Raw genomic sequence first — 19,830 nt, 5'->3', positions numbered from 1 at the left:
CGAACGGCATACGATTCAGCTGCTCGTCGATTGGCCGCCGTCGACATGGAGAACTTGCGCGGTGACGTAGCGCGAGTCGTCCGACGCGAGATAGACATACGTCGGGGCGAGCTCGAACGGCTGCCCGGGACGGCCCAGCATCGTCTCCGTGCCGAAGACGGCGACTTGGTCCGGGGAGAAGCTGCTCGGTATGAGCGGGGTCCAGATCGGCCCGGGGGCGGCCGCGTTGGCGCGAATGCCCTTTGGCGCCAGGTTGCGCGCCAGCGCGCGCGTCCAGCCGACGATCGCGCCTTTGGTGGCGGTGTAGTCGAGCAGCGTTTTTTCGCCGACGTAAGCGACGACCGAGGCCGTGCCGATGATGGAAGCGCCGGGCTTCAGGTATGAAAGGGCCGCGCGCGTCGTATGGAAATGCGAGAAAAAGTTCACCTTGAACGTGTTCTCGAACTGCTCGTCGGTGATGTCCGCCAGCTCGTTCTGTTGGAACTGGATGCCGACGTTGTTGACGAGGACGTCCAGCCGTCCGAAGGCGTTGACGGTGTCGTGGACGATCGACTCGCTGACTGCCTTGTCGCGGACGTCGCCAGGCAATAATAGGCAGTTTCGGCCGTACGTTTCGATGCAGGCTTTGGTGCGCGCCGCGTCCTCGTGCTCGTCCAGGTAGGAGATCGCCACGTCGGGGCCTTCTTTGGCGAAGGCGATGGCGGCCGCAGCGCCGATGCCCCTGTCGCCGCCGGTGATCAGCGCGACTCGGCCTTCGAGCTTGGCGCTGCCTTTATAATGCGGATTGTCGACGATCGGCTTCGGCACCATCAAGCTCTCGATGCCCGGCTGGCGGTATTGGCGCTGCTCGGGCACGCTGATCGCGATGTCCTCGTAGCGCGTGACCGTGCCGTAGCTGGGATAGAGGGGGTAAGGCGCGTCGATTTTCGCTTCCTCGAATTGAAGCTGCATGCTTCGTACTTGTTCAAGCTCACGCTCGCCGTCGCGTTTGTCGGTCATGTCGTCCTCCCGTGAACCGGCAGATCGGCACCTTTCGGGATGGCCGAAGTCGTCGTCTGCTCGAGATCGTTATTTCTCACCGTATGCCAAAACGGCTAGACGCGTGCCTAGCCGCTTCGGTGCGGGAAGAGGGGAGCGCTTTGCCGCAGGGGCGGCGAAGTTGAGCGGATAGCGGGATCAAAGCGATTTGGTAAAGGAGAAGCCGGGTTTGCGATAACCCATCTTTGTCTCGTAAAACCGGTGAGCATCCACGCGCGCAAGTCCCGATTCAAGCGCCACCGTCTGGCAGCCGTTGTCTTTGGCATATTGGTGGACATATTCGAGCAGGGTCTCGCCGTGCCCCTTGGAGCGTTCGGAAGCTTTGGTGACTAGGTCGTAGACGAATACATGCTTGCCAAAATAGAAATTCGTCAGCATGATGATGCCGGCCAACGCGACGATCCGGTCGCCGTCGTACAGTGCCAGCATCTTGTAGCCTTCCGCGTTCATCTCGCGCAGAAGGGTAAGGTAAGCCTCCTGGTCCAAATTCGTCCGCAGCTCGTTCATGACCGGATAGGCTTCCAGCCACTGCGTTTCTTCGACTAGCTCTTTAATCATACGGTGTGCCCCCTTTGATTTTTAGTCTAACATCGGACGACGAGCGCCGGAAGCGCTCATTTTTCGAACAGGACTTGCTCCTGCCCGGCCCATCCGGCATAGGCTATGACGGCGAACTGACCGATGGAGGATGATCGATGTGAAGGTGCCGTACTCGTTCAGCAAAAAGGCGGACGCGCTGCTGGTCGGCGAATCCGACGCGATGGTGAAGGTCGCCTACGGCGATTTTTTCACCCTGAATCTACCGCTGATCGGCCCGCGCCCGCCGTATTATGCGCATCCGCGCTACGAGGGACATTATCCGCTGATCTGAAATGCCCGTCGCCGCGGCGGGTGAGAGCCGAATGCCGCCTTGCCGGAGGCGTTTTTGACGTCAGGCGTTAGCCGTTCATTCCCCGCCGCAGCGTGATCAGATCGCGCAGATCGTCGGTCGACAGCTCGGTGATCCAGCCCTCGGAAGAGGAGATGACGTTGTCGCTGAGCTGCTGCTTGCTCTCCAGCATCTCGTCGATTCGCTCCTCAAGGGTGCCAAGAGAGATAAACTTGTGCACCTGCACGTCCTTGGTCTGACCCATCCGGTAGGCGCGGTCGGTCGCCTGGTTCTCGACGGCCGGATTCCACCAGCGGTCGAAGTGGAAGACGTGGTTGGCCGCGGTCAGATTCAGGCCGACGCCTCCCGCCTTGAGCGAGAGGATGAACACGTTAGGCTGCTCGTCCTGCGGCAGCGCCCGCGATTGGAACCGCTCGATCATCCGGTCGCGCGCCGTCTTGGACGTGCTGCCGTTCAGGTAGAGTACGGGCTCTCCGAGCTCCCGGGACAGCACGAGGCGCAGCATCTCTCCCATGCCGACGTATTGGGTGAAAATGAGGCAGCGGTCGCCCTCGTCCCGGAGCTCCTTGACCATGGCGAGCAGCCGCTCGAGCTTGGCCGAACGGGAGACGAGCTCGGCGAGCTCCGCTTCGGACGGCGCCTGGGCATCGTCGGGCGACTTGCCGGGCGACTTGCTCGGCGCCTTGTCCGAAGACGCGGGCGCCGCCCCGTCGGTGCGTCCCTTTTTTTCCGCCGAAGCAGCGTCAGTCGCCGACTCCTGCTCTTTGTTCAGCAGCGACGGATGGTCGCACACTTGCTTAAGCCGGGTGAGCGCCGCAAGGATCGCGCCTTTGCGCTCGATGCCTTCGAGCGTCTTCATCCGCTCCAGCAGCTCGTTGACGGTCTGCTCGTACAGCGCGCTCTGTTCGGGCGTGAGCGGGACGTACGTTTTCATCTCGTTTTTGTCCGGCAGGTCGAGCTGAATGTTCGGGTCCTTCTTCTTGCGGCGCAGCATGAACGGTCCGACGAGGCGCTTGAGCTCTGCCGTCCTTCGCTCGTCGCGGTTGCGTTCGATCGGCGTGGCGAACCGCTCCTGGAAGGCGCGCTGCGTCCCCAGGTAGCCAGGCGCGATGAAATCGTAGATCGACCAGAGCTCGGCCAGCCGGTTCTCGATCGGGGTGCCGGTGAGCGCGATGCGCTGACCCGCGGACAAGCTGCGAACGGCGACGGATTGCTTGGTCTGAGCGTTTTTGATATTTTGCGCCTCGTCAAGGCAGATCGCCGCCCATACGTAGGTTTGCAGCAGCTCCTGATCGAGCGAGGCCGTGGCGAACGAAGTGAGCACGACATCGGAAGCCGCGGCCTGAGCGGCGAAGGCCTCCGCTTCGGTGATTCGGCCGCTGCCGTAATGCAGGCTCACCGACAGCGTTGGCGCAAAGCGCGAGATTTCCTTCTGCCAGTTGCCCAGCACCGAGGTGGGGCAGACGATCAACGAGGCGCGGCGCCGCTCGGGCGGCGTATCGTGCCGCAGCTGGAGCAGATAGGCGATGAGCTGAACCGTCTTGCCAAGGCCCATGTCGTCCGCGAGCACCGCCCCGAGACCGAAGCGCCGCAGCGAGGTGAGCCAGCCGAAGCCTTCGCGCTGGTAGGTCCGAAGCGTCGCCTGCAGGTCTGCCGGCGGCTCGGGCAGCGGCCACTCCGAAGGGCGGCCGAGCTGCGCGAAAAACGCGGCGAGGTGCGCGTTCAGCTCGACCTCGAGCCGCACGCGCGCGGCGGACGCCTCCGCCGCTTCTTCGGTCTCGGCGTCGTCCGCACCGTCGCCGTCGCCTTCGCCGAGCAGATGAAGCTGCAGGACGTCCTGGAAAGAAAGGCCCGCGTGCTTGTCCATGCCCGTCATCATGCGCCGGATCTGCGTCAGCAGCGCCGGATCGAGCGCGATCCATTGTCCGCGGTGGCGGACAAGCCGCTGGTTGCGCGCGACGAGCGCGGCGAATTCTTCCTCGCTGAGCTCCACGTCTCCGATGGCGACCCGCCAGTCGAAGTCGATGATCGCGTCCAGTCCGAACAGCGAGCTCCCCTTGCCGCCCGCTTCGGGCGCGATCTTGGCGCGCAGCCGCGGCTTCTTGCGGGTCGCCGCTTCCCACCAGGCCGGCAGCAGCACCCGCCAGCCGGCCTCGAGCAGCCGGTTGCTGTCCGCCGAGAGGAAGCGCCAGGCCGCTTCGTCGTCCAGCGGCTTGCCCAGCAAATCCCGCGGACCGCCGGCGAGCCGTTCGGGCGGCAGCACCGCCCGCAGCCGCTCCAGCCAGCCGGGGGCCCGCTCGCTCGCTTCTTCGTTCCAGGCGGCGGGCCACCGCCCGGAGACGGAGCCGTCCGCCGCGAGCTTCGCGGGATGCACGATCGTCTCGTCCCGCTTGCTCTGCAGCGCGAGCTGCAGCCGCCAATCGTCGGGCGCGTTGCCCGCCGCGTATGGCTCGAGCAGCCGCAGGATCGGCCGGAACGGCGCCGTGTCCTGACGCCAGCCGATCGCCTCGAGCCAGCCGCGCTGATCCATGCCGGCCGCTGACGCGGCGCTTTTGTCGAACAGCAGCGGATACGCCCGCCGCAGCTCGGCATAATCCTCGTCCGTGCCGTAGTAGCGCTCTCGCACGGCCGCCGAGTAAGCGGCGCGCAGGCCTTGCATCCATTCGCCGTCCGCCCCGTTCGCCGTCTCTCCGTATTCCTCCTCCCGGCCAGCCGGCGGCAGCTCGCTTTCCCAGGTCCACTGCAGCATGCCCTGGCGATAAGCTTCAAGGCTCGGGACGAATCGACGCTCCTCAATCCAGCCTGCCAGGACCGGGGCCCATTCGGCGAGCAGACGGCTCTCCCCGGCCAACCGCCACTCCACGTGCTTCAGCAGCCGCGGCTCGGCGAAAAACGGCAGTACCTGTTCGGCAGGCAGGATGACGATCTCCGCCTTGCCCTGAATGAGATCGACGCCCTCCGGCAGCTCGACCTGGCTCACATCCAGGTTCGTCCCGTAAAACGAGGCTTCATGCCAGGCGAACAGCTTGTGCTTGAGCAGCATGCCCGGCACGTAGCCGTAACCTTCCAATACGCCGTATATCAGCGCGTCGCCGTGCTCGGTCAACCGCACGTCGACGCTGATCGTATCCCGCTGCGCATTCATGACAGCTTTCCTTTCCGCAGCTCTTCCTGCAGCGCGCGCAGCCTGCTGTAGCGCAGCTCGAACAGCTCGTAATATTCGATCCAGCGCGCCTCGCGCTTCATCTTTTTATATAGCTTGGCCAGCCGCTTGAGCAGCTTGACCGCCGACTTGTAGCTGGCCCTGTTTTTCATCGATACATAACGTTCGATGGCCTGATGGTAGAAGGGGAGCAGCGCGTGCGGCGCTTCCTTCTCCAGAGGCGCCAGCTCGGTCGCGCGGTAGTCGAGCGGCTCGCGGCCGAACGACAGTTGAATGTCGATCCACTCTTCGTAACGTCCTGCGGCGAGCAGCCGGGCTTCGTAAATCGGCTGGGAGGACGGCAGCAGCGACTCGAGCGCCGACCACATGCCGGGCTCCGCTTCAGGCAGCTTGGCGACGACCGCGTCCCACAGACCGGCGTACGCCTCAAGCTCCTTCGAGCGCCTGCCGTGCATCAAAGGGCCAAGCTCGGTCAGCCAGCGAAGCAGGCGGCTCCATTGCTCCTTGCGGGCGAGTTCGCCCAGCATGTCCGTGATCAGCGCGACATGGGCCGAGCCCAGACGGCCCGATTCGCCGGCGAGCAACGCCAGCGCACGGTCGTCGTCGGCCAGGCCGAACCGCATCCGCAGCACGGCTGCGTCCCAGGCGCTCTTGCTCTGTGCGGGCAGGCCGCTCTCGGCGTCCTCCAGCTTGCGAAGCTCCTCCGCGTACAAGGCATCGCTTCCGTACGGAGGCGCGAGCCAAGTCTCCCACAGGCGGCCGTAAAGCTTCAGCTCGTAATCCTGCGTCGGCCCGGGCGTCAGCATCGCCGTCCGCACGATGTCGGCCGTCTCGAGCAGGCGGTCTCGCGCGAGCGGCTCGTCCGCAACGGGCAACGGGCGATCCAGGCAGCCCATCGCAGCTTCGTGAAGATCCGTCACGGCCAGATGCGTGAAGTAGCCGAGGTACGTATTCGTCCCGAGCGCCGGGTTGCTTTGGGTCTCGGCCGAATGGCGCATCAGAAACACCAGCGCGTTCAGCTCGAACAGCCGCTCGGCGACGGGAGAGAGCGGGGGCTTTATTTTATAAAAAAGGCCCAGGGCCTGCTTCGCGTACTGCGTATTGCGAACTTGTCCGGCGACGGGCGCGAGGCATCTGTCGAACAGATCCAGCCACTGCGGAACGCGCATCTCGGGAATGCGGGCCGCATCTCTCGCGAGCCGCTCGATCTCGGCGTTCTGCTGCCGACCGGCGGAGGCGGGACGCGGGCGCGACGCAAGCGTCTTGGCGTTGGCCAGCGTCGGGACGGGATAGCCGCGGTAGCCGGCCCATTCCATCAGCACTGCTGTCATGTGCTTGCACGGGCGGCCGACAGGACAGCTGCATTTGCCGTCCTCCAAAGCTTCAAGGTCGACTCGCGTCCGATAGGTCACCGTGCCCGCCACCTCGGCCTGCAGATGCCGCATGTCCTCGGGATCGGATATCTTGACGCGCCCTTGCTTGTAATATTGATAGCCGCGCTTAAGCGTCAGGTCGTCGAACGTTTCCGCGACGCGGCGCAGCAGGTCCTCCCACCGCGGGTCGTTTTCCGGCGGCGCATCTTCTATAAACATCGCTAGACCTCGCTTCGGTATCCGGTTTGCTTGGACTCCCATTATACCATTTCTCGCACACATGTTCGCTTGTCGGGCCTATTTTCGGGCATGAATTTTTGAGTTTTTGTAACGCAGGCCACATAATCGCGGTCGTGCACTCTGCTAAGCTGACGTAGCACGCTACAGAGAAAGGGAGAGAATGATGAGATTCGTCGGACTCAAAAAGGGAATCGGAAAAAAAGCGATCGCGGCAATGGCCGCGGCAGCGCTGCTGCTGGGCAGCCTTGCGTCCGCAGGCGCGGAGCGGGAGGTTTATGCAGCAGCCGAGACTTTCGCCACGTCGGCGACCGTATCGCCGGGAACGGTCAAGGCGGGCGAAGAACTCACGATCGACGTTCACGTGACGGCCGCGGCGGACGCCGCCGTGCTGCTCGACGCCGAAGTGTTCGATCCTGCGCTTGCGAAGGTCGGTCAGACCTTCAAGGACGATATACAGCTGATTGCGGGCGTGGAAAAAACCGTCTCGTTCACCTGGCGCGTGCCTGCGGGAGCTGAGTCGGGCAAATATACAATCAGCCTCGGCGTGTTCGGCGCCGGCTGGAGCGCCTACCATAAATGGCATGCCGGCGCGGCCTTCGTCAACGTGGAAGCGGGCTCGGGCGGCGGACAGACGCCTTCGCCTACGGCAACGCCGACACCGACCGCGGCGCCTACGGCCACGCCTAGCGCAACGCCGACGCCGACCGGTTCGCCGACGCCGGTACCGACCGCCACGCCTACGGTGTCTCCGACGGCCACGCCTACGGCCACGCCGACCGCGACGCCTCCTGCCGGCCCGGTGCTTGAGGTGCGCGTCAAGACAGGAAACAAGGCGAGCGCGCAGATGCCGACGCCGGAGCTCGAGATCTTCAACAAGGGCTCGGAGCCGATCGATCTCGGCGGCGTGACGGCGCGCTATTACTTCACGATCGACGACGAAAGGCCACTGTCGATCGGCTTCTGGAGCACCGTGGCCAAGGAAAAAGTGACCGCGCGCTTCGTCAAGATGCCGATACCCGCCGAGACGGCCGATTACTACCTGGAGCTCGACTTCGCGGCCGATGCAGGCAAGCTGAAGCCCGGTGCGAAGGCCGGCGTTTACACATGGATCAACAAAGACAACTGGTCCGACTTTACGCAAACGAACGACTACTCCTTTAAAGGCGCTACCGCATCGACTGCAAACGATAAGTCGACGGCGTACGTCGACGGACAGCTCGTTTGGGGCGTCGAACCGAAGCTGCTGGACATTCCGGCCGCGCCGTCCACTATCTCGGGCGAGCCGAACGAGACGGAGATCCGGCTGTCCTGGGATGCCGTCGCGGGCGCGACGAGCTACGACGTGAGCGCGGACGGCACGATCGTCGAAGGCATCGCGGAGACGTCGTATTTGGATTCGTGGCTCAAGACAGGGACGAAGCATACCTACAAGGTTCGTACGCGCAAAGGAGACAAGGTCGGCATCTGGAGCGGCGCCGTCGTCGTCCGCACGCTCGGCGAGCAGGACCTGCCTGCGCCGGTCAACGTTCGAGGCAAGACGACGGACAGCAGCGTCGCGCTGACCTGGTCCCCGCTCGGCGAAGAAGTGACGGGCTACGAGATCGAGGCGGACGGCGTCATCGCGGACGTCGGACTACAAACGTCCTACACGCATGATGCGCTGGCCGCGGGCACGAAGCATGTCTACCGGGTGCGGGCGAAGGACGGGGAGACGCGCGGCAAGTGGAGCGACAAGATCGTGACCAATACGGTACTGACGCCGACCGGCGACTTCGACGTGCAATTCGAGATCGACGCGGACGCGGAGCGAGCGCCGATCAGCCCTTATATTTACGGCACGAACGACGATCTGACCGGCACCGAGCATTGGGGCTCGCGGCGCACGGGCGGCAACCGCCTGACCACCTACAACTGGGAGACGAACGCCTCCAACGCCGGCTCCGACTACGGCCACAGAAGCGACAACTACGTGCCTTGGTATTATGGCGGCGTTCCGTACGGCGGCAATATGGACGAGCCGGGCATCGGCATCGCCGGCTATCACCAGAAGTCGCTGGCGATGGGGTCGTACACGCTGGCCACGCTGCAGACGGGCGGCTACGTCGCCGCGGACAAGAACGGAGCGGTTCAATCCGCCGAGACGGCGCCTTCCAACCGCTGGGTGCCGGTGTACGCCGCGAAAAACGCGCCGTTCAGCCTGACACCCGATTTGAACGACAACGCCGTTTACATGGACGAATTCGTCAACTCGCTCGTTCACCGCTTCGGCAACGCGAGCACGGCGACCGGCATCAAGGGCTACTCGATCGACAACGAGCCGAGCCTTTGGCAGAAGACGCATCCGTACATGCATCCGGAAAAGCCGAGCGCGGCCGAGGTGACGAACAAGGGGATCGAACTTGCCAAGGCGGTCAAAAACGTGGACCCCTTCGCCGAAATGTACGGCCCCGCTTCCTACAGCTTCGACGAGCTGTACAGCATGCACGCGGCCGACGATTGGGAGACGCTGAAGAGCGGCGGCTACAAGTGGTTCATGGATTATTATCTGGACAAGTTCCGCGCCGCCTCCGCGCAGCAGGGCAAACGACTGCTGGACGCGGTCGATTACCACTGGTACCCCGAGATTTCCGCGGGCGGCTCGCGCATTACCAACGTATCTTCTTACGACAATCTCGAGGCGAACAAGGTTCGCATGCAGGCGCCGCGCTCGCTTTGGGATCCGACCTATACGGAGAACAGCTGGATCGGACAATGGTACAGCGCGTTCCTGCCGATCCTGCCGCGGACGCAGCAGTCGATCGACGCGTACAATCCCGGTACGAAGATCGCGATCACCGAATACAACTACGGCGGCGAAAATAACGTGTACGGCGGCATCGCGCAAGCGGACGTGCTCGGCATTTTCGGCAAATACGGCGTCCACCTCGCAACCTTCTGGAAGATGGTGAACGGGCTGAAGGAAGCGCCGTACATCTCGGCAGCGGTGAAGCTGTTCACCAGCTATGACGGCCAAGGTTCGCATTTCGGCTCGATTAAGGTCAAGGCCGAGACGAACAACGTGGAAAACAGCTCGGTTTACGGATCGATCTCGGACGAGAGCGCCGGCGAGCTGCACCTGATCGCGCTGAACAAAAACAACGACTACGCGATGAACGCAACGATCCATATCGCCGGAACGACGCAGTACCGGCATGCGCGCATCTACGCATTCGACGGCGCGAGCGCCGAGATCGTCGAGCTGCAGGGCGTGGCGGACATCAAAAACAATACGTTTACGTACAAGCTGCCGAAGCTGACGGCCGCCCACATCGTTTTGATGCAATAAGATTTTTCTTCCTGCGAGGCGCGCGGAGCGAATCCGTGCGCCTCGTTTTTTTGCATGCTTCGACGTATGCCGCCCCGTTTTCCGATGCAATATCTGCCAGGCGGGTAATACATACATAGCGGCAATCCGGCTTGATACGGCCAGACCGATTGCCGCCGGAAGGAAGAGACCGTATGCTTCGCTATACAGCCGTCGCTCCCCTGTATCCTTGGGCCGGCAAGCCGTCGGCTTACGATATGATCGTCCTGCGGATCGGCCAGGACGGCAAGCTGATGTCGCAGGCGCTGCCTGACGACGACGAATGCGCGGACAGGCCCGAACGCCGGGAAGCGCTGCGCCGAGAGGGCCTGGAGGGAATCGGGGCGCTCGGCGCAGCCCCCGATGACGGCGTCGCCAAGGAATTGACGCGCCTGCTCGTCCGGCTCAGCCGCGACCGCAGCGTCCGCAGCCGAAGAACCGTTTATCTCGCGCTCATGCGCGACGAGTCGCTGGATGCGATCAGTCCGGCGCTTCAAGCGTTACATAAGCTGCCGGGGTTGAACGCCGGCCATCTGTACGAGGAAGCGCTGTGGATGGCGCGGCATGGCGTGCACCGCAACGTCGTGAAGTTCGGCATCGCCTTGCTGAGCCAGTACGGCAACGACCGGCACAGGGAGCTGACGTTCACGCTAGGCAAGCACGAGGAATTCACGCTTTACGCGGCTTCGGCGCTCATGGGCATGGAGCAGCCGAGCAAGGCGCTGTGCGAGCTGGCGCGATGCGTCGACGGTTGGGGCCGCGTCTATCTCGTCGAGCGCCTCGATCCGGAGACGCAGGAGATTCGGGATTGGCTGCTGCGCGAAGGGTTCCGCAACCGGATCGGCGACGGCCTGCTCGCCTATACGTGCGCGCTCAAAGGCGACCTGGAGGAGGCGCTGCAGGCGGATACGATCGACCCGTCGCTTTTCGAGGGAGCCGGCGGGATCTTGGCTGCGCTAATCGCGGGCGGTCCGGCCGAGGACATCGACGATTATGAGCAGGCGATGCCCGTCATCGGCGAATATTTGCGCCATGCCGCCCGCATGCGCGAGGAAGTCGCGCGTCTCGCGCCCATCCTGGAGATCCAGCGTTTTCTCGAACAGGACGAACGCGTCTGGGAGAAAAGATATCTCGACGGCTGGACGCCCGAGGCGCGGCAGTCCTATCTGGCGCAATGCCGTTCGATCGCCGGAACCGGATCCTGGCATGGAAGCGCGGCGAATGAACGAACGATGCATACATAAGTTTAAAGGGCGTGGGAAGGCCTCGGCTGCCGCAGGGCAAGCGATGGCGCAAAAGCGTGGAGTTGGCATCGCGAGCTGAGAACGCCGCACCGGGCATCGGGCATCGGACTCAGCAGGCGCTATTTTCGAAAAATAGGTCCATTTACGAGAGTTTCGGACTGGAGGGTCGTTATTGCCCGGATCGAGGCTAAAGGAGGCCGGCAATCTCGCAATAACGGCCCCTGGGTCCGTGAGCGGGCCGCGAATCGCCATCGTTTCAAGAATAAGGGCTCCTCTGTCCGTCCGTTGCGAGCTAACGCGCAACCGAAGGCAGCAGGGGCTTTTTGAAGGCGACTTCTTGGAATATGAGCCCAAGATTAACCTTTTCTCATGCATTTGATTCAATATTTGCTTTAATTTGGAGTGCGTGGTATATTAATGTGCGTTGATTTAAATGATTGTTTAAATTTTGGTTGCGCAGTTCTCTTCCGCAAGTTTTTCCTACTCCCCCGATGATCGGCCCTCTCAGAAGTCGTGTTTCTTCTATTAAAAATAGATTATAATTTCTTTTCTTCAAATCCGCCGCAAACATGCTAAAATAGGCCGCAGGAAACAAATGGCACGTCAATCGACTGCCAATGTATTCATGCGAACCCAAGTTCGTCCGATATATCTGTTAGAGCTGCAATTCAGTATAGAGTCGGTTCTATCACTCCGTCTTTACCCTGCATCATTCATATTCAAACATACGGAGGTTGTTTTTTTGAAAAAAATCGGTTTGACGGCAATGGCGCTCGCCTTGGGGTTCAGCATTACGAATTCGTTCGTGTCCGCACAGGATGCGCAAGCCGTCAGCGTGGCCAGCATATATGCCGCTCCGCAAGATTTCGCCGCGGCGCAGGGGCAGAAGCAATGGTTTTATCAAAAAAGCGCAGGTACGGTATACAGCAATCTCGCATATGACGCAACCGGCGACCGCTGGCAGGCGGCCGCGAATACCGGCTATCCCTGGGTGAACAAGGATTCGATGCACCCGAGCAAGGACTTCGACGCGGTGTTGAAGTGGGTATCGCCCGGCAAGGGGACGATCACGATCGGCGGCACGGTCAAGAAGGGCGACGCCAAAGGCGACGGCATCCTCGCCACCATCAAGAAGGACAAGACGACGCTCTGGAGCGCCGTCGTCAAGACGACGGACGGCTACACGCCTGCGCTGAAGGAAGTCGCGGTCGAGAAGGGCACGGCGATTTACTTTCAGGTCAACAGCAGGGAATCGATGAACAACGATCATACGCTCTGGAATCCCGTCGTTCAATATAAAGCGTCGTCCGTGCAGCCCGCGGCGTCGGCGCAGGGGGTTAAGACCGCCGCTGCAGTCAAGTCTGCCGCTGCGGCGCCGTCGGCAGCCGGTTCGACGACCGCGGGCGGCTACGCGCTGTCCGTCGCAAGCTGCGGCGCCGTCGCGAACGACGGCAAGGACGACTACGGCGCGTTCGCGGCTTGCCTGGACAAGGCGAAGTCGCAAGGCAAGTACGTAGCCGTTCCCGCGGGCGAATATCACCTGAGCAAAATTCTCACGATAGACGGCGTCAAGCTGATCGGCGCGGGCATGGCGAAGACGACGCTCATCTCCACGGACCCTTTGAACGGCTCGATCGATCTGAAGGGCAACAATGCCAAGCTGAGCAACGTCAAGCATGTCTATCAGACGACGGTTGCGCGGGGCGACGGCTCCAACGAGAAGAACAGCATCACCGTGCGGGGCGCGACGAACTTTACGATCGACAGCGTCTATGTGTACAAGTCGAGTACGGCGGGCATTCTCGTTCAAGGCGGCTCCAAGGGCGGCGTCATCACAAACAACACCGTCGATTCGACCGGCGCGGACGGCATTCATATTACGGACGGCAGCAGCGGCATCCTGATCGAGAACAACAAGGTCAAGGCAACGGGTGACGATACGATCGCGGTCGTCAGCTACGCGCAGGACGGTCCTGCCGTGCATGATATCAAGATCCGCCGCAATGACGTCGGATACCTCTCCAAGGCGCGCGGCATCGCGGTCGTCGGAGGCACGGACGTGCTGATCGAAGGCAACTCCGTAAAGGATACGCAGATGGCCGGCATCTATATTGCGGTCGAAGCGAATTACAATACGGTTAACGTCGACCGGATCGCCGTGAAGAACAATACGATCGAGCATGCGGGCATCCACGAACCGGAAAATCATCCGAACGTGCTTATCTACGCCTCGCAGGGCGTCATCGACAATGTGACCTTCTCGGGCAACACGATTAAAAACGCGGCCCATCGGGGAATCGGCGTCTGGGGTGACGGTCAGATCAAGGACATCTACTTTACCGGCAATACGTTGATCAATACGGCGGGCGCGAATACGACGTTTAAGGCGGGCACCATTCATTTGAGCGACAATAAGGGATTTTAAGCTGGGTTAAACAGCGACTATCGAACAATGCCGATCCGGATTTCCGGGTTGGCATTTTTTTAATTTCTCGGCTTTTTCAAACGCTGTCTTGTGGCTATCATGCCGCAAGGTTGCGGCTTTGCGGCGGCTTCTTAACGTTTTCTAATGTGCGAGATTGTTTTACCCAGGTGCATAGGGGGTGAAACTCTGGTAAGTCCGATAAATCTAGGTCTGTTAAAGCTAAGTTAAGACGAAAAAGAGAACCCACTGGAGGTCGGAATGGAGAGAAACCGGAAGAATCGTTATGCGCTATGGACGGGAATCGCCCTAATCGCGGCACTGGTCGTCGTCATGCTTTGGCCGCGCGGCGGGGACGAGAAGGAAACGGGGCCGAGGGGACATCCCTCTCCCTCTTCAACGCAGGAAGCAACTCCGACGGGCGAGCCGACGGAGGAACCCGAGGAGCCGGTCTGGACGATCGAAGACGGCTCGCTGCACTGTCTGGCGGGCGGGGACGATCGCGACGACGATCTGGATACGCTCAAGGCCTGCACCGAGAAGGCCAAGGCGGACGGCCTGCAGCTGCGCCTGTCCGAAGGCGAATACCGCATCGACGACATTTGGGTCGTCGACGGCGTCAAGGTGCGGGGAGCGGGCGCGGACAAGACGGTCATCGTATCGACGGACCCGAAGCGGGGCTCGATCGATCTGGAGGGCAGCGGGCCGTCGCTGAGCGACATGAGCCACGTGTACGCGCGGACCGTCAAGCGGGGCGACGGCGAGAATGCGAAGAACAGCATCACCGTCAGGGGAGCGAACGGCTTTCGCATTGAAAACGTGCACATCGACAAAGCGAGCACGGCCGGGATCCTCGTCGAGGATGCTTCCGAGGACGGCGTCATCGCGAACAACCTGATCGAGAATACGGGGGCGGACGGCATCCACATCACCGACGGAAGCACCCGCATCCGCATCGAGAGCAACAAAGTAGCCGGCACGGGAGACGACGCCATCGCGGTCGTCAGCTACCTGAAGGACGGCGAGGTGACGCACGATGTGACGATCGCGGGCAACGACGTCGGTTACGACTCCAAGGCGAGGGGCATATCGGTCGTCGGCGGGGAAGACGTCACGATAGAGGGCAATTCTATTCAGCGCACGGAGATGGCCGGCATTTATATCTCCGTCGAGCGGGAGTGGGAGACGGCCGACACCAAAAACGTCACGGTGCAAAAAAATAAGATCGAGCATACCGGCATGCGCAAAAACAGCGACCACCCGAACATTCTGGTCTATGCGTCGCACGGCAAGCTGGATGATATTACGTTCGAGGAGAACACGATCAAAAACGCCGTGAACGACGGCATTGGCGTATGGGGAGACGGAGATCTAGGTAATATTTACTTCTCCAAAAACGTGCTCAGCGATTCTAGCAAGTCGCCTACCAACTTCAAGGGCGGCAATATCCATCTGGAAGGAAACACTGGATTTTAATAATTTTAATTGATAAAGCGCGCCGATGCGATAACGGCGCGCTTTTTCGCGTTTTTGAAAAATGAGAAAACCTACTTGAAACCGTTGCCATAATATGCATGTTTGTTTCAGATTCGGAGCCATGCGTTTAAGTTGGGGTCAAGAATGAGAGAAGCGGACGAGCCGGCGAAAGGGAGACCCCGCACCTACATAACCCGACCTTTCTTCAGGGGGGGCCTGGTTCGTCTGAGGTCGTCCGAATCTCCCATTTCCGGCAAGGCGCAGAACACACAAACGAAGCGGAGGCTATCTAGAATGGAGCTGCAGCACTACCTGAAGGTCGTTAAGAGATACTGGTGGATTCCCGCTCTGCTGATCGTCGTCATTTGCACGGCCGCCTATGTTTACAGCAACAAGTACGTCAAGCCGGTCTATCAGGCGTCGACGGACTTGATCGTCAACAAGACCGAATCGACGGTTGCGGGACAGCAGATCATCGACCAGAACTCTATCAACACCAATCTCATGCTCATCAACACCTACAAGCAAATTATCAAATCCCCGTCCGTCATGAAGCGCGTCGCCGACGAGCACCCCGAGCTCGGCATGACAGCTTCCCAGATCAGCGACAAGATCGCGGTGAACACGATGAAGGACGCACAGATTATCACGCTGGTCGCCAAGGCCGACGATTACGGCACGGCCGTCCGGATCGTGAGCGGCGTATCGAACGCCTTCCGCAGCAGCGTCACCGAGCTCATGAAGCTCAACAATATCACGGTGCTGACGGAGCCGGATCCGCAGGCCACGCCGGGCCCGATCAACAGCAGCCACACCGTTCTGTATATATTCAGCTTTCTGCTCGCGGCGCTGCTCGGCTTCGGCATCGCGTTCCTGGTCGACTATCTGGACGACAAGGTCCGCACCGCCGACGATCTCGAGAGCGAGCTGGGCATCACGATGCTCGCGAGCATCGGCAAGATCAGGCAAAAGGATATGGCGCAAGGCAAAGTCCGCACCGCGATCCCGTTCGCCCGGGAAGCCGCCGTCCGCGGGAAGCAGGAACTTAGACCCGCCGAGGAGCAGCGCTGACCTGCAAAGGCGAGCGAAGGAGGCGGGATGGGCCGGTCATGACGTTACGTAATATTCTAATCTACCGAGATTGTCTGTTGGCGCCGTCCGAAACTTTTATTCGATCCCAAGCGGAAGGCATGCGCTATTACCGCGCCCACTATGCGGGCTCAAAGCGCAATGCGAGCCTTGCGCTCGATGCCGAACGCGTCACCGTGCTGAACGAAGGAGACGCAGGAGGAAGATTGCGCGAGCTGCTGTTCAAAGCGACGGGCTTCGGATTCCCAATCGAGCGCAAATTCAAACCCTTGGATTTTCGTCTGCTGCACGCGCACTTCGGTCCCGACGGCGTGTTGGCCGCGCCGATCGCAAGACGGCTGCGCATCCCGCTCATCGTCACTTTTCACGGCTACGATGCGACGGTCAAAGACGAGCATGCGCGCAAGTCCTACTACACGCACCGGCAATATGTTCGCAAAAGAGAGCAGCTCCAGCGATCCGCCGCGATATTCATCGCCGTATCGGACTTCATTCGCGGCAAGCTGATCGAAAAGGGATATCCCGCGGAAAAGATTGTGCGGCACTATATCGGCGTCGATACGCAGCTGTTCAAGCCCGATCTTGAGCAGCCGAGGGAGAAGATCGTGCTGTTCGTCGGCCGTCTGGTCGAGGTGAAAGGCGCCGCCCATCTCATTCGGGCGATGAGCGAGGTGCAGCGGCAGGACCCGGACGCCGAGCTCGTCCTGATCGGCGACGGGCCGATGCGGTCGGAGCTTGAAGCGATGGCGGCCGGCATGCTCCGCAAGTACCGGTTCCTCGGCACGCAGCCGCCCGACGTCGTGAGGCGCTGGATGAACCGCGCGCAAGTATTTTCCGTGCCGAGCGTGCCGACGTCGACAGGCGCGGAGGAGGCGTTCGGCATCTCCTTCCTCGAAGCGGCTTCGATGCGGCTTCCTGTGGCGAGCTTCCGGACGGGCGGCATCCCGGAGGCGGTGAGCGACGGCGAGACCGGGCTGCTGGCCGCCCCGCACGATTGGCAAGCGCTCGCTGCCGGCATCTCGCGGCTGCTGAGCGACGAAGCGTTGTGGCAGCGGATGAGCGCAAGGAGCAGGGAACGGGCGATCGAGTCGTTCGACCTGAAGGAGCAGACCGAGAAGCTCGAACGAATCTATCATTCCGTATTGGCGGGCGATACAAGCCAGGCACCGGGTTACCGGCTGATGCCGAGCCGCATCGACGCATGAGCGTGGCGACACAAATCGTCGCAAAACCTATCAAACGACAGGCAGGGATCAAGATGACAAGAGAAAACGGCAAGCATCGTCAAATCGCCAAAGCGGGCCCGGGCTCCCCGGTGTCCGAGTCCTACAAGAAGCTGCGGACGAACATCAGTTTTTCCTCGATGGGACAAGCAGTCAAACTGATTCTCGTCGCATCGGCCGTACCCGGGGAAGGACGCACGACGACGGCGATCAACCTGGCGATCAGCTACGCGCAGGAGAACAAAAACGTGCTGCTGCTCGACGCCGATCTTCGGCGGCCGGCGGTCGCACAAGCCTTTTTCCGCACCAGCCGCACGGGTCTGAGCGAGATTCTGATCGGACGCGGCAAGCCGGAGGACGCGATCCAGCAGACGGACATCGCCGGACTGTTCGTACTTCCGGCCGGCACCGTGCCGCCGAACCCTTCGGAGCTGCTCGGCTCCGACAAGATGCGGAAGCTGATCGAGGAGCTGAAGACGCAGTTCGACGTGATCGTCGTCGATTCGCCGCCGGCCTCGTCGTTCGCCGATGCGCAGATCGTCGGCGCCATGTCCGACGGCGTCGTCCTCGTCGCCCGCTCGGGCAAAGTCACCAAGGAAGCCGTTCGCCGGACCCGTCTGGGGCTGGAGCACGTCGGGGCCCATATCCTCGGCGCCGTCCTGAACAATACGAACCGCGACCGCATTGAATCCAGCTACGCCAACTATTACGGATACGGAGGAGATTAAATCATGAGTCTTGTCGGCAACGAGCTTGAGATCGCCAGCCGCGCCCCATCCACGACGTCCGCCCAACCCATCGCCTCGCCTACGGTCCAGAAAAGCGGAACCAACTACTTGTTCTTAAGCGCTAAGCGTGCGATCGACCTGCTCGGATCGGGCATCGGATTGATCCTCCTTTCCCCGGTATTTGCCGTTATCGCCATTCTCGTCAAGCTTGAGGATCCGAAGGGGCCTGTCTTCTTCAAGCAGCACCGCATCGGCAAGGGCGCAAGCATGTTCAACATCTACAAGTTCCGCTCCATGAACACCAACTCCGAGCAGCTGCTCCGCGAGGACAAGGAGCTGTACGCCAAGTACGTCGCGAGCAACTACAAGCTCGAAGCGCACGAAGACCCGCGCATCACGCGCATCGGCCGTTTTCTCCGCAAGACCAGCCTCGACGAGCTGCCGCAGCTGTTCACCGTGCTGAAGGGCGAGATGAGCCTTGGCGGCTCGCGTCCCGTCGTCGCCCAGGAGCTCAAGGAATACCGCGACAAAAAACGCGAGTTCCTGTCGGTCAAGCCCGGTATCACCGGCTACTGGCAGGTGAGCGGCCGCAGCGACGTCGGCTATCCGGAGCGCGTGGACCTCGAACTGTACTACGTTTACAACAAATCGCTAGCGCTAGACATCAAGATTCTGTTCGCGACGGTGCGCAGCGTGCTGCTCAAGAAAGGCGCTTATTAAAAGCAGTCAACCAGATGCATCAGGTGCGACAGGAGGATGATAGCCAGATGAAGGTCGCGATCGTTCACGAATGGCTGACGACATATGCGGGGTCGGAAAAGGTCGTCGAGCAAATGCTCGAAGTGTACCCCGAAGCGGACGTGTTCGTTATGGTCGATTTTCTGCCGGAGAAGGACAGGGGCTTCCTCAAAGGAAAGAAGGTCCGAACCTCGTTTCTGCAGAACATGCCGTTCGCCAAAAAGAAGTACAGGCAATATTTGCCGCTCATGCCCCTCGCCATCGAACAATTCGATCTGTCCGCCTACGATCTCATTTTATCGAGCTCGCACGCAGTCGCTAAGGGCGTCATCACGGGGCCGAACCAGCTCCATATCTCCTACGTGCATTCGCCGATTCGCTACGCCTGGGACATGCAGCACCAATATCTTAAGGAATCGGGCCTGCAGCGCGGACTGAAGGGCGCGTTCGCCAAGTGGATGCTGAGCCGCATTCGCATGTGGGATTACCGGACCGCCAACGGCGTCGATTATTTTATCGCCAACTCCGAATTCATCGCGAACCGCATCTGGAAGGTGTACCGCAGAGAATCGAGCGTCATCTACCCGCCCGTCAACGTGAACGCCTTCGCCTACCGCGAGGACAAGGAAGACTTCTACCTGACGGCCTCCCGAATGGTCCCCTACAAGAAGATGGACATGATCGCCGAAGCCTTCGCCGGCATGCCGGACAAGAAGCTGGTCATCATCGGCGACGGACCCGACATGGAAAAGGTTAAGGCCCATGCGGCCAAGGCGCCGAACATCCAGGTGCTCGGCTATCAGCCGGATGAGGTGCTGATCGACCATATGCAGCGGGCCAAGGCGTTCGTGTACGCGGCCGAGG

At 61.2% G+C, this 19,830-nt stretch carries 14 protein-coding genes; 10 read left to right on the top strand and 4 right to left on the bottom strand.

Going from position 1 to position 19,830, the window contains the following annotated elements:
• Positions 1 to 15: 15 nt before the first annotated feature.
• Both KVT38_RS18700 and KVT38_RS18695 read right to left on the bottom strand, forming a co-directional pair.
• Positions 16 to 999 carry an SDR family oxidoreductase gene (locus KVT38_RS18700; RefSeq protein WP_217595265.1) on the bottom strand — a complete coding sequence of 328 codons (984 nt, stop codon included), beginning with the start codon at positions 997 to 999 and terminating at the stop codon, positions 16 to 18.
• Between the two features lie 177 nt (positions 1,000 to 1,176).
• On the bottom strand, positions 1,177 to 1,596 hold the full coding sequence (locus tag KVT38_RS18695; RefSeq protein ID WP_217595264.1) for a GNAT family N-acetyltransferase: 420 nt from the start codon (positions 1,594 to 1,596) through the stop codon (positions 1,177 to 1,179).
• A gap of 130 nt (positions 1,597 to 1,726) precedes the next feature.
• Here KVT38_RS18695 and KVT38_RS18690 point away from each other — a divergent pair, with 130 nt between their 5' ends.
• Positions 1,727 to 1,909: a hypothetical protein gene (locus KVT38_RS18690; protein WP_217595263.1), complete on the top strand. Its 183-nt coding sequence runs from the start codon at positions 1,727 to 1,729 to the stop codon at positions 1,907 to 1,909.
• 67 nt (positions 1,910 to 1,976) lie between these two features.
• Here KVT38_RS18690 and KVT38_RS18685 read toward each other — a convergent pair whose 3' ends face one another.
• Together KVT38_RS18685 and KVT38_RS18680 are read right to left on the bottom strand one after the other, a co-directional pair.
• A complete protein-coding gene (locus KVT38_RS18685; protein ID WP_217595262.1) occupies positions 1,977 to 5,072 on the bottom strand; it encodes a DEAD/DEAH box helicase in 3,096 nt (1,031 codons plus the stop codon).
• Positions 5,069 to 6,682: an SWIM zinc finger family protein gene (locus tag KVT38_RS18680; RefSeq protein ID WP_217595261.1), complete on the bottom strand. Its 1,614-nt coding sequence runs from the start codon at positions 6,680 to 6,682 to the stop codon at positions 5,069 to 5,071. The genes KVT38_RS18685 and KVT38_RS18680 overlap by 4 nt, the downstream gene beginning before the upstream one ends.
• Before the next feature lie 181 nt (positions 6,683 to 6,863).
• Between KVT38_RS18680 and KVT38_RS18675 the strand changes: the two genes are divergently transcribed.
• From KVT38_RS18675 to KVT38_RS18635, 9 genes are all read left to right on the top strand, one after another.
• The gene (locus tag KVT38_RS18675) at positions 6,864 to 10,028 is read left to right on the top strand and encodes a glycoside hydrolase family 44 protein (RefSeq protein ID WP_217595260.1); all 3,165 of its coding nucleotides are present in this window, start codon (positions 6,864 to 6,866) and stop codon (positions 10,026 to 10,028) included.
• Between the two features lie 173 nt (positions 10,029 to 10,201).
• Positions 10,202 to 11,290, top strand: coding sequence for a hypothetical protein (locus tag KVT38_RS18670; RefSeq protein WP_217595259.1), 1,089 nt, complete (start codon positions 10,202 to 10,204; stop codon positions 11,288 to 11,290).
• A 742-nt stretch (positions 11,291 to 12,032) separates the two neighbouring features.
• Positions 12,033 to 13,715: a right-handed parallel beta-helix repeat-containing protein gene (locus tag KVT38_RS18665; protein WP_254639344.1), complete on the top strand. Its 1,683-nt coding sequence runs from the start codon at positions 12,033 to 12,035 to the stop codon at positions 13,713 to 13,715.
• 258 nt (positions 13,716 to 13,973) lie between these two features.
• Complete coding sequence (locus KVT38_RS18660; RefSeq protein WP_254639343.1) at positions 13,974 to 15,188, top strand: right-handed parallel beta-helix repeat-containing protein; 1,215 nt, start codon at positions 13,974 to 13,976, stop codon at positions 15,186 to 15,188.
• Positions 15,189 to 15,482: 294 nt separating this feature from the next.
• Complete coding sequence (locus tag KVT38_RS18655) at positions 15,483 to 16,259, top strand: YveK family protein (RefSeq protein ID WP_217595258.1); 777 nt, start codon at positions 15,483 to 15,485, stop codon at positions 16,257 to 16,259.
• A gap of 38 nt (positions 16,260 to 16,297) precedes the next feature.
• Positions 16,298 to 17,482, top strand: coding sequence for a glycosyltransferase (locus KVT38_RS18650; protein WP_217595257.1), 1,185 nt, complete (start codon positions 16,298 to 16,300; stop codon positions 17,480 to 17,482).
• Between the two features lie 53 nt (positions 17,483 to 17,535).
• Positions 17,536 to 18,228 carry a CpsD/CapB family tyrosine-protein kinase gene (locus tag KVT38_RS18645; RefSeq protein WP_217595256.1) on the top strand — a complete coding sequence of 231 codons (693 nt, stop codon included), beginning with the start codon at positions 17,536 to 17,538 and terminating at the stop codon, positions 18,226 to 18,228.
• Between the two features lie 3 nt (positions 18,229 to 18,231).
• The gene (locus tag KVT38_RS18640; protein WP_217595255.1) at positions 18,232 to 18,948 is read left to right on the top strand and encodes a sugar transferase; all 717 of its coding nucleotides are present in this window, start codon (positions 18,232 to 18,234) and stop codon (positions 18,946 to 18,948) included.
• Positions 18,949 to 18,995: 47 nt separating this feature from the next.
• Positions 18,996 to 19,830: glycosyltransferase (locus KVT38_RS18635; protein ID WP_254639342.1), on the top strand; the 835-nt coding region annotated here is incomplete at its 3' end.

Origin of the sequence: Cohnella sp. GbtcB17 (assembly GCF_019091135.1) — a bacterium.
Lineage (GTDB): Bacteria > Bacillota > Bacilli > Paenibacillales > Paenibacillaceae > Cohnella.
Note: the sequence above shows the minus strand (reverse complement) of the source record. Positions and strands in the feature narration are given on the sequence as shown.

Coding starts and splice junctions, on each gene's coding strand:
- KVT38_RS18645 (WP_217595256.1), top strand. CDS start 17,536: ATGACAAGAGAAAACGGCAAGCATCGTCAAATCGCCAAAGCGGGCCCG.
- KVT38_RS18675 (WP_217595260.1), top strand. CDS start 6,864: ATGATGAGATTCGTCGGACTCAAAAAGGGAATCGGAAAAAAAGCGATC.
- KVT38_RS18670 (WP_217595259.1), top strand. CDS start 10,202: ATGCTTCGCTATACAGCCGTCGCTCCCCTGTATCCTTGGGCCGGCAAG.
- KVT38_RS18680 (WP_217595261.1), bottom strand. CDS start 6,682: ATGTTTATAGAAGATGCGCCGCCGGAAAACGACCCGCGGTGGGAGGAC.
- KVT38_RS18690 (WP_217595263.1), top strand. CDS start 1,727: ATGATCGATGTGAAGGTGCCGTACTCGTTCAGCAAAAAGGCGGACGCG.
- KVT38_RS18695 (WP_217595264.1), bottom strand. CDS start 1,596: ATGATTAAAGAGCTAGTCGAAGAAACGCAGTGGCTGGAAGCCTATCCG.
- KVT38_RS18640 (WP_217595255.1), top strand. CDS start 18,232: ATGAGTCTTGTCGGCAACGAGCTTGAGATCGCCAGCCGCGCCCCATCC.
- KVT38_RS18700 (WP_217595265.1), bottom strand. CDS start 999: ATGACCGACAAACGCGACGGCGAGCGTGAGCTTGAACAAGTACGAAGC.
- KVT38_RS18685 (WP_217595262.1), bottom strand. CDS start 5,072: ATGAATGCGCAGCGGGATACGATCAGCGTCGACGTGCGGTTGACCGAG.
- KVT38_RS18660 (WP_254639343.1), top strand. CDS start 13,974: ATGGAGAGAAACCGGAAGAATCGTTATGCGCTATGGACGGGAATCGCC.
- KVT38_RS18655 (WP_217595258.1), top strand. CDS start 15,483: ATGGAGCTGCAGCACTACCTGAAGGTCGTTAAGAGATACTGGTGGATT.
- KVT38_RS18650 (WP_217595257.1), top strand. CDS start 16,298: ATGACGTTACGTAATATTCTAATCTACCGAGATTGTCTGTTGGCGCCG.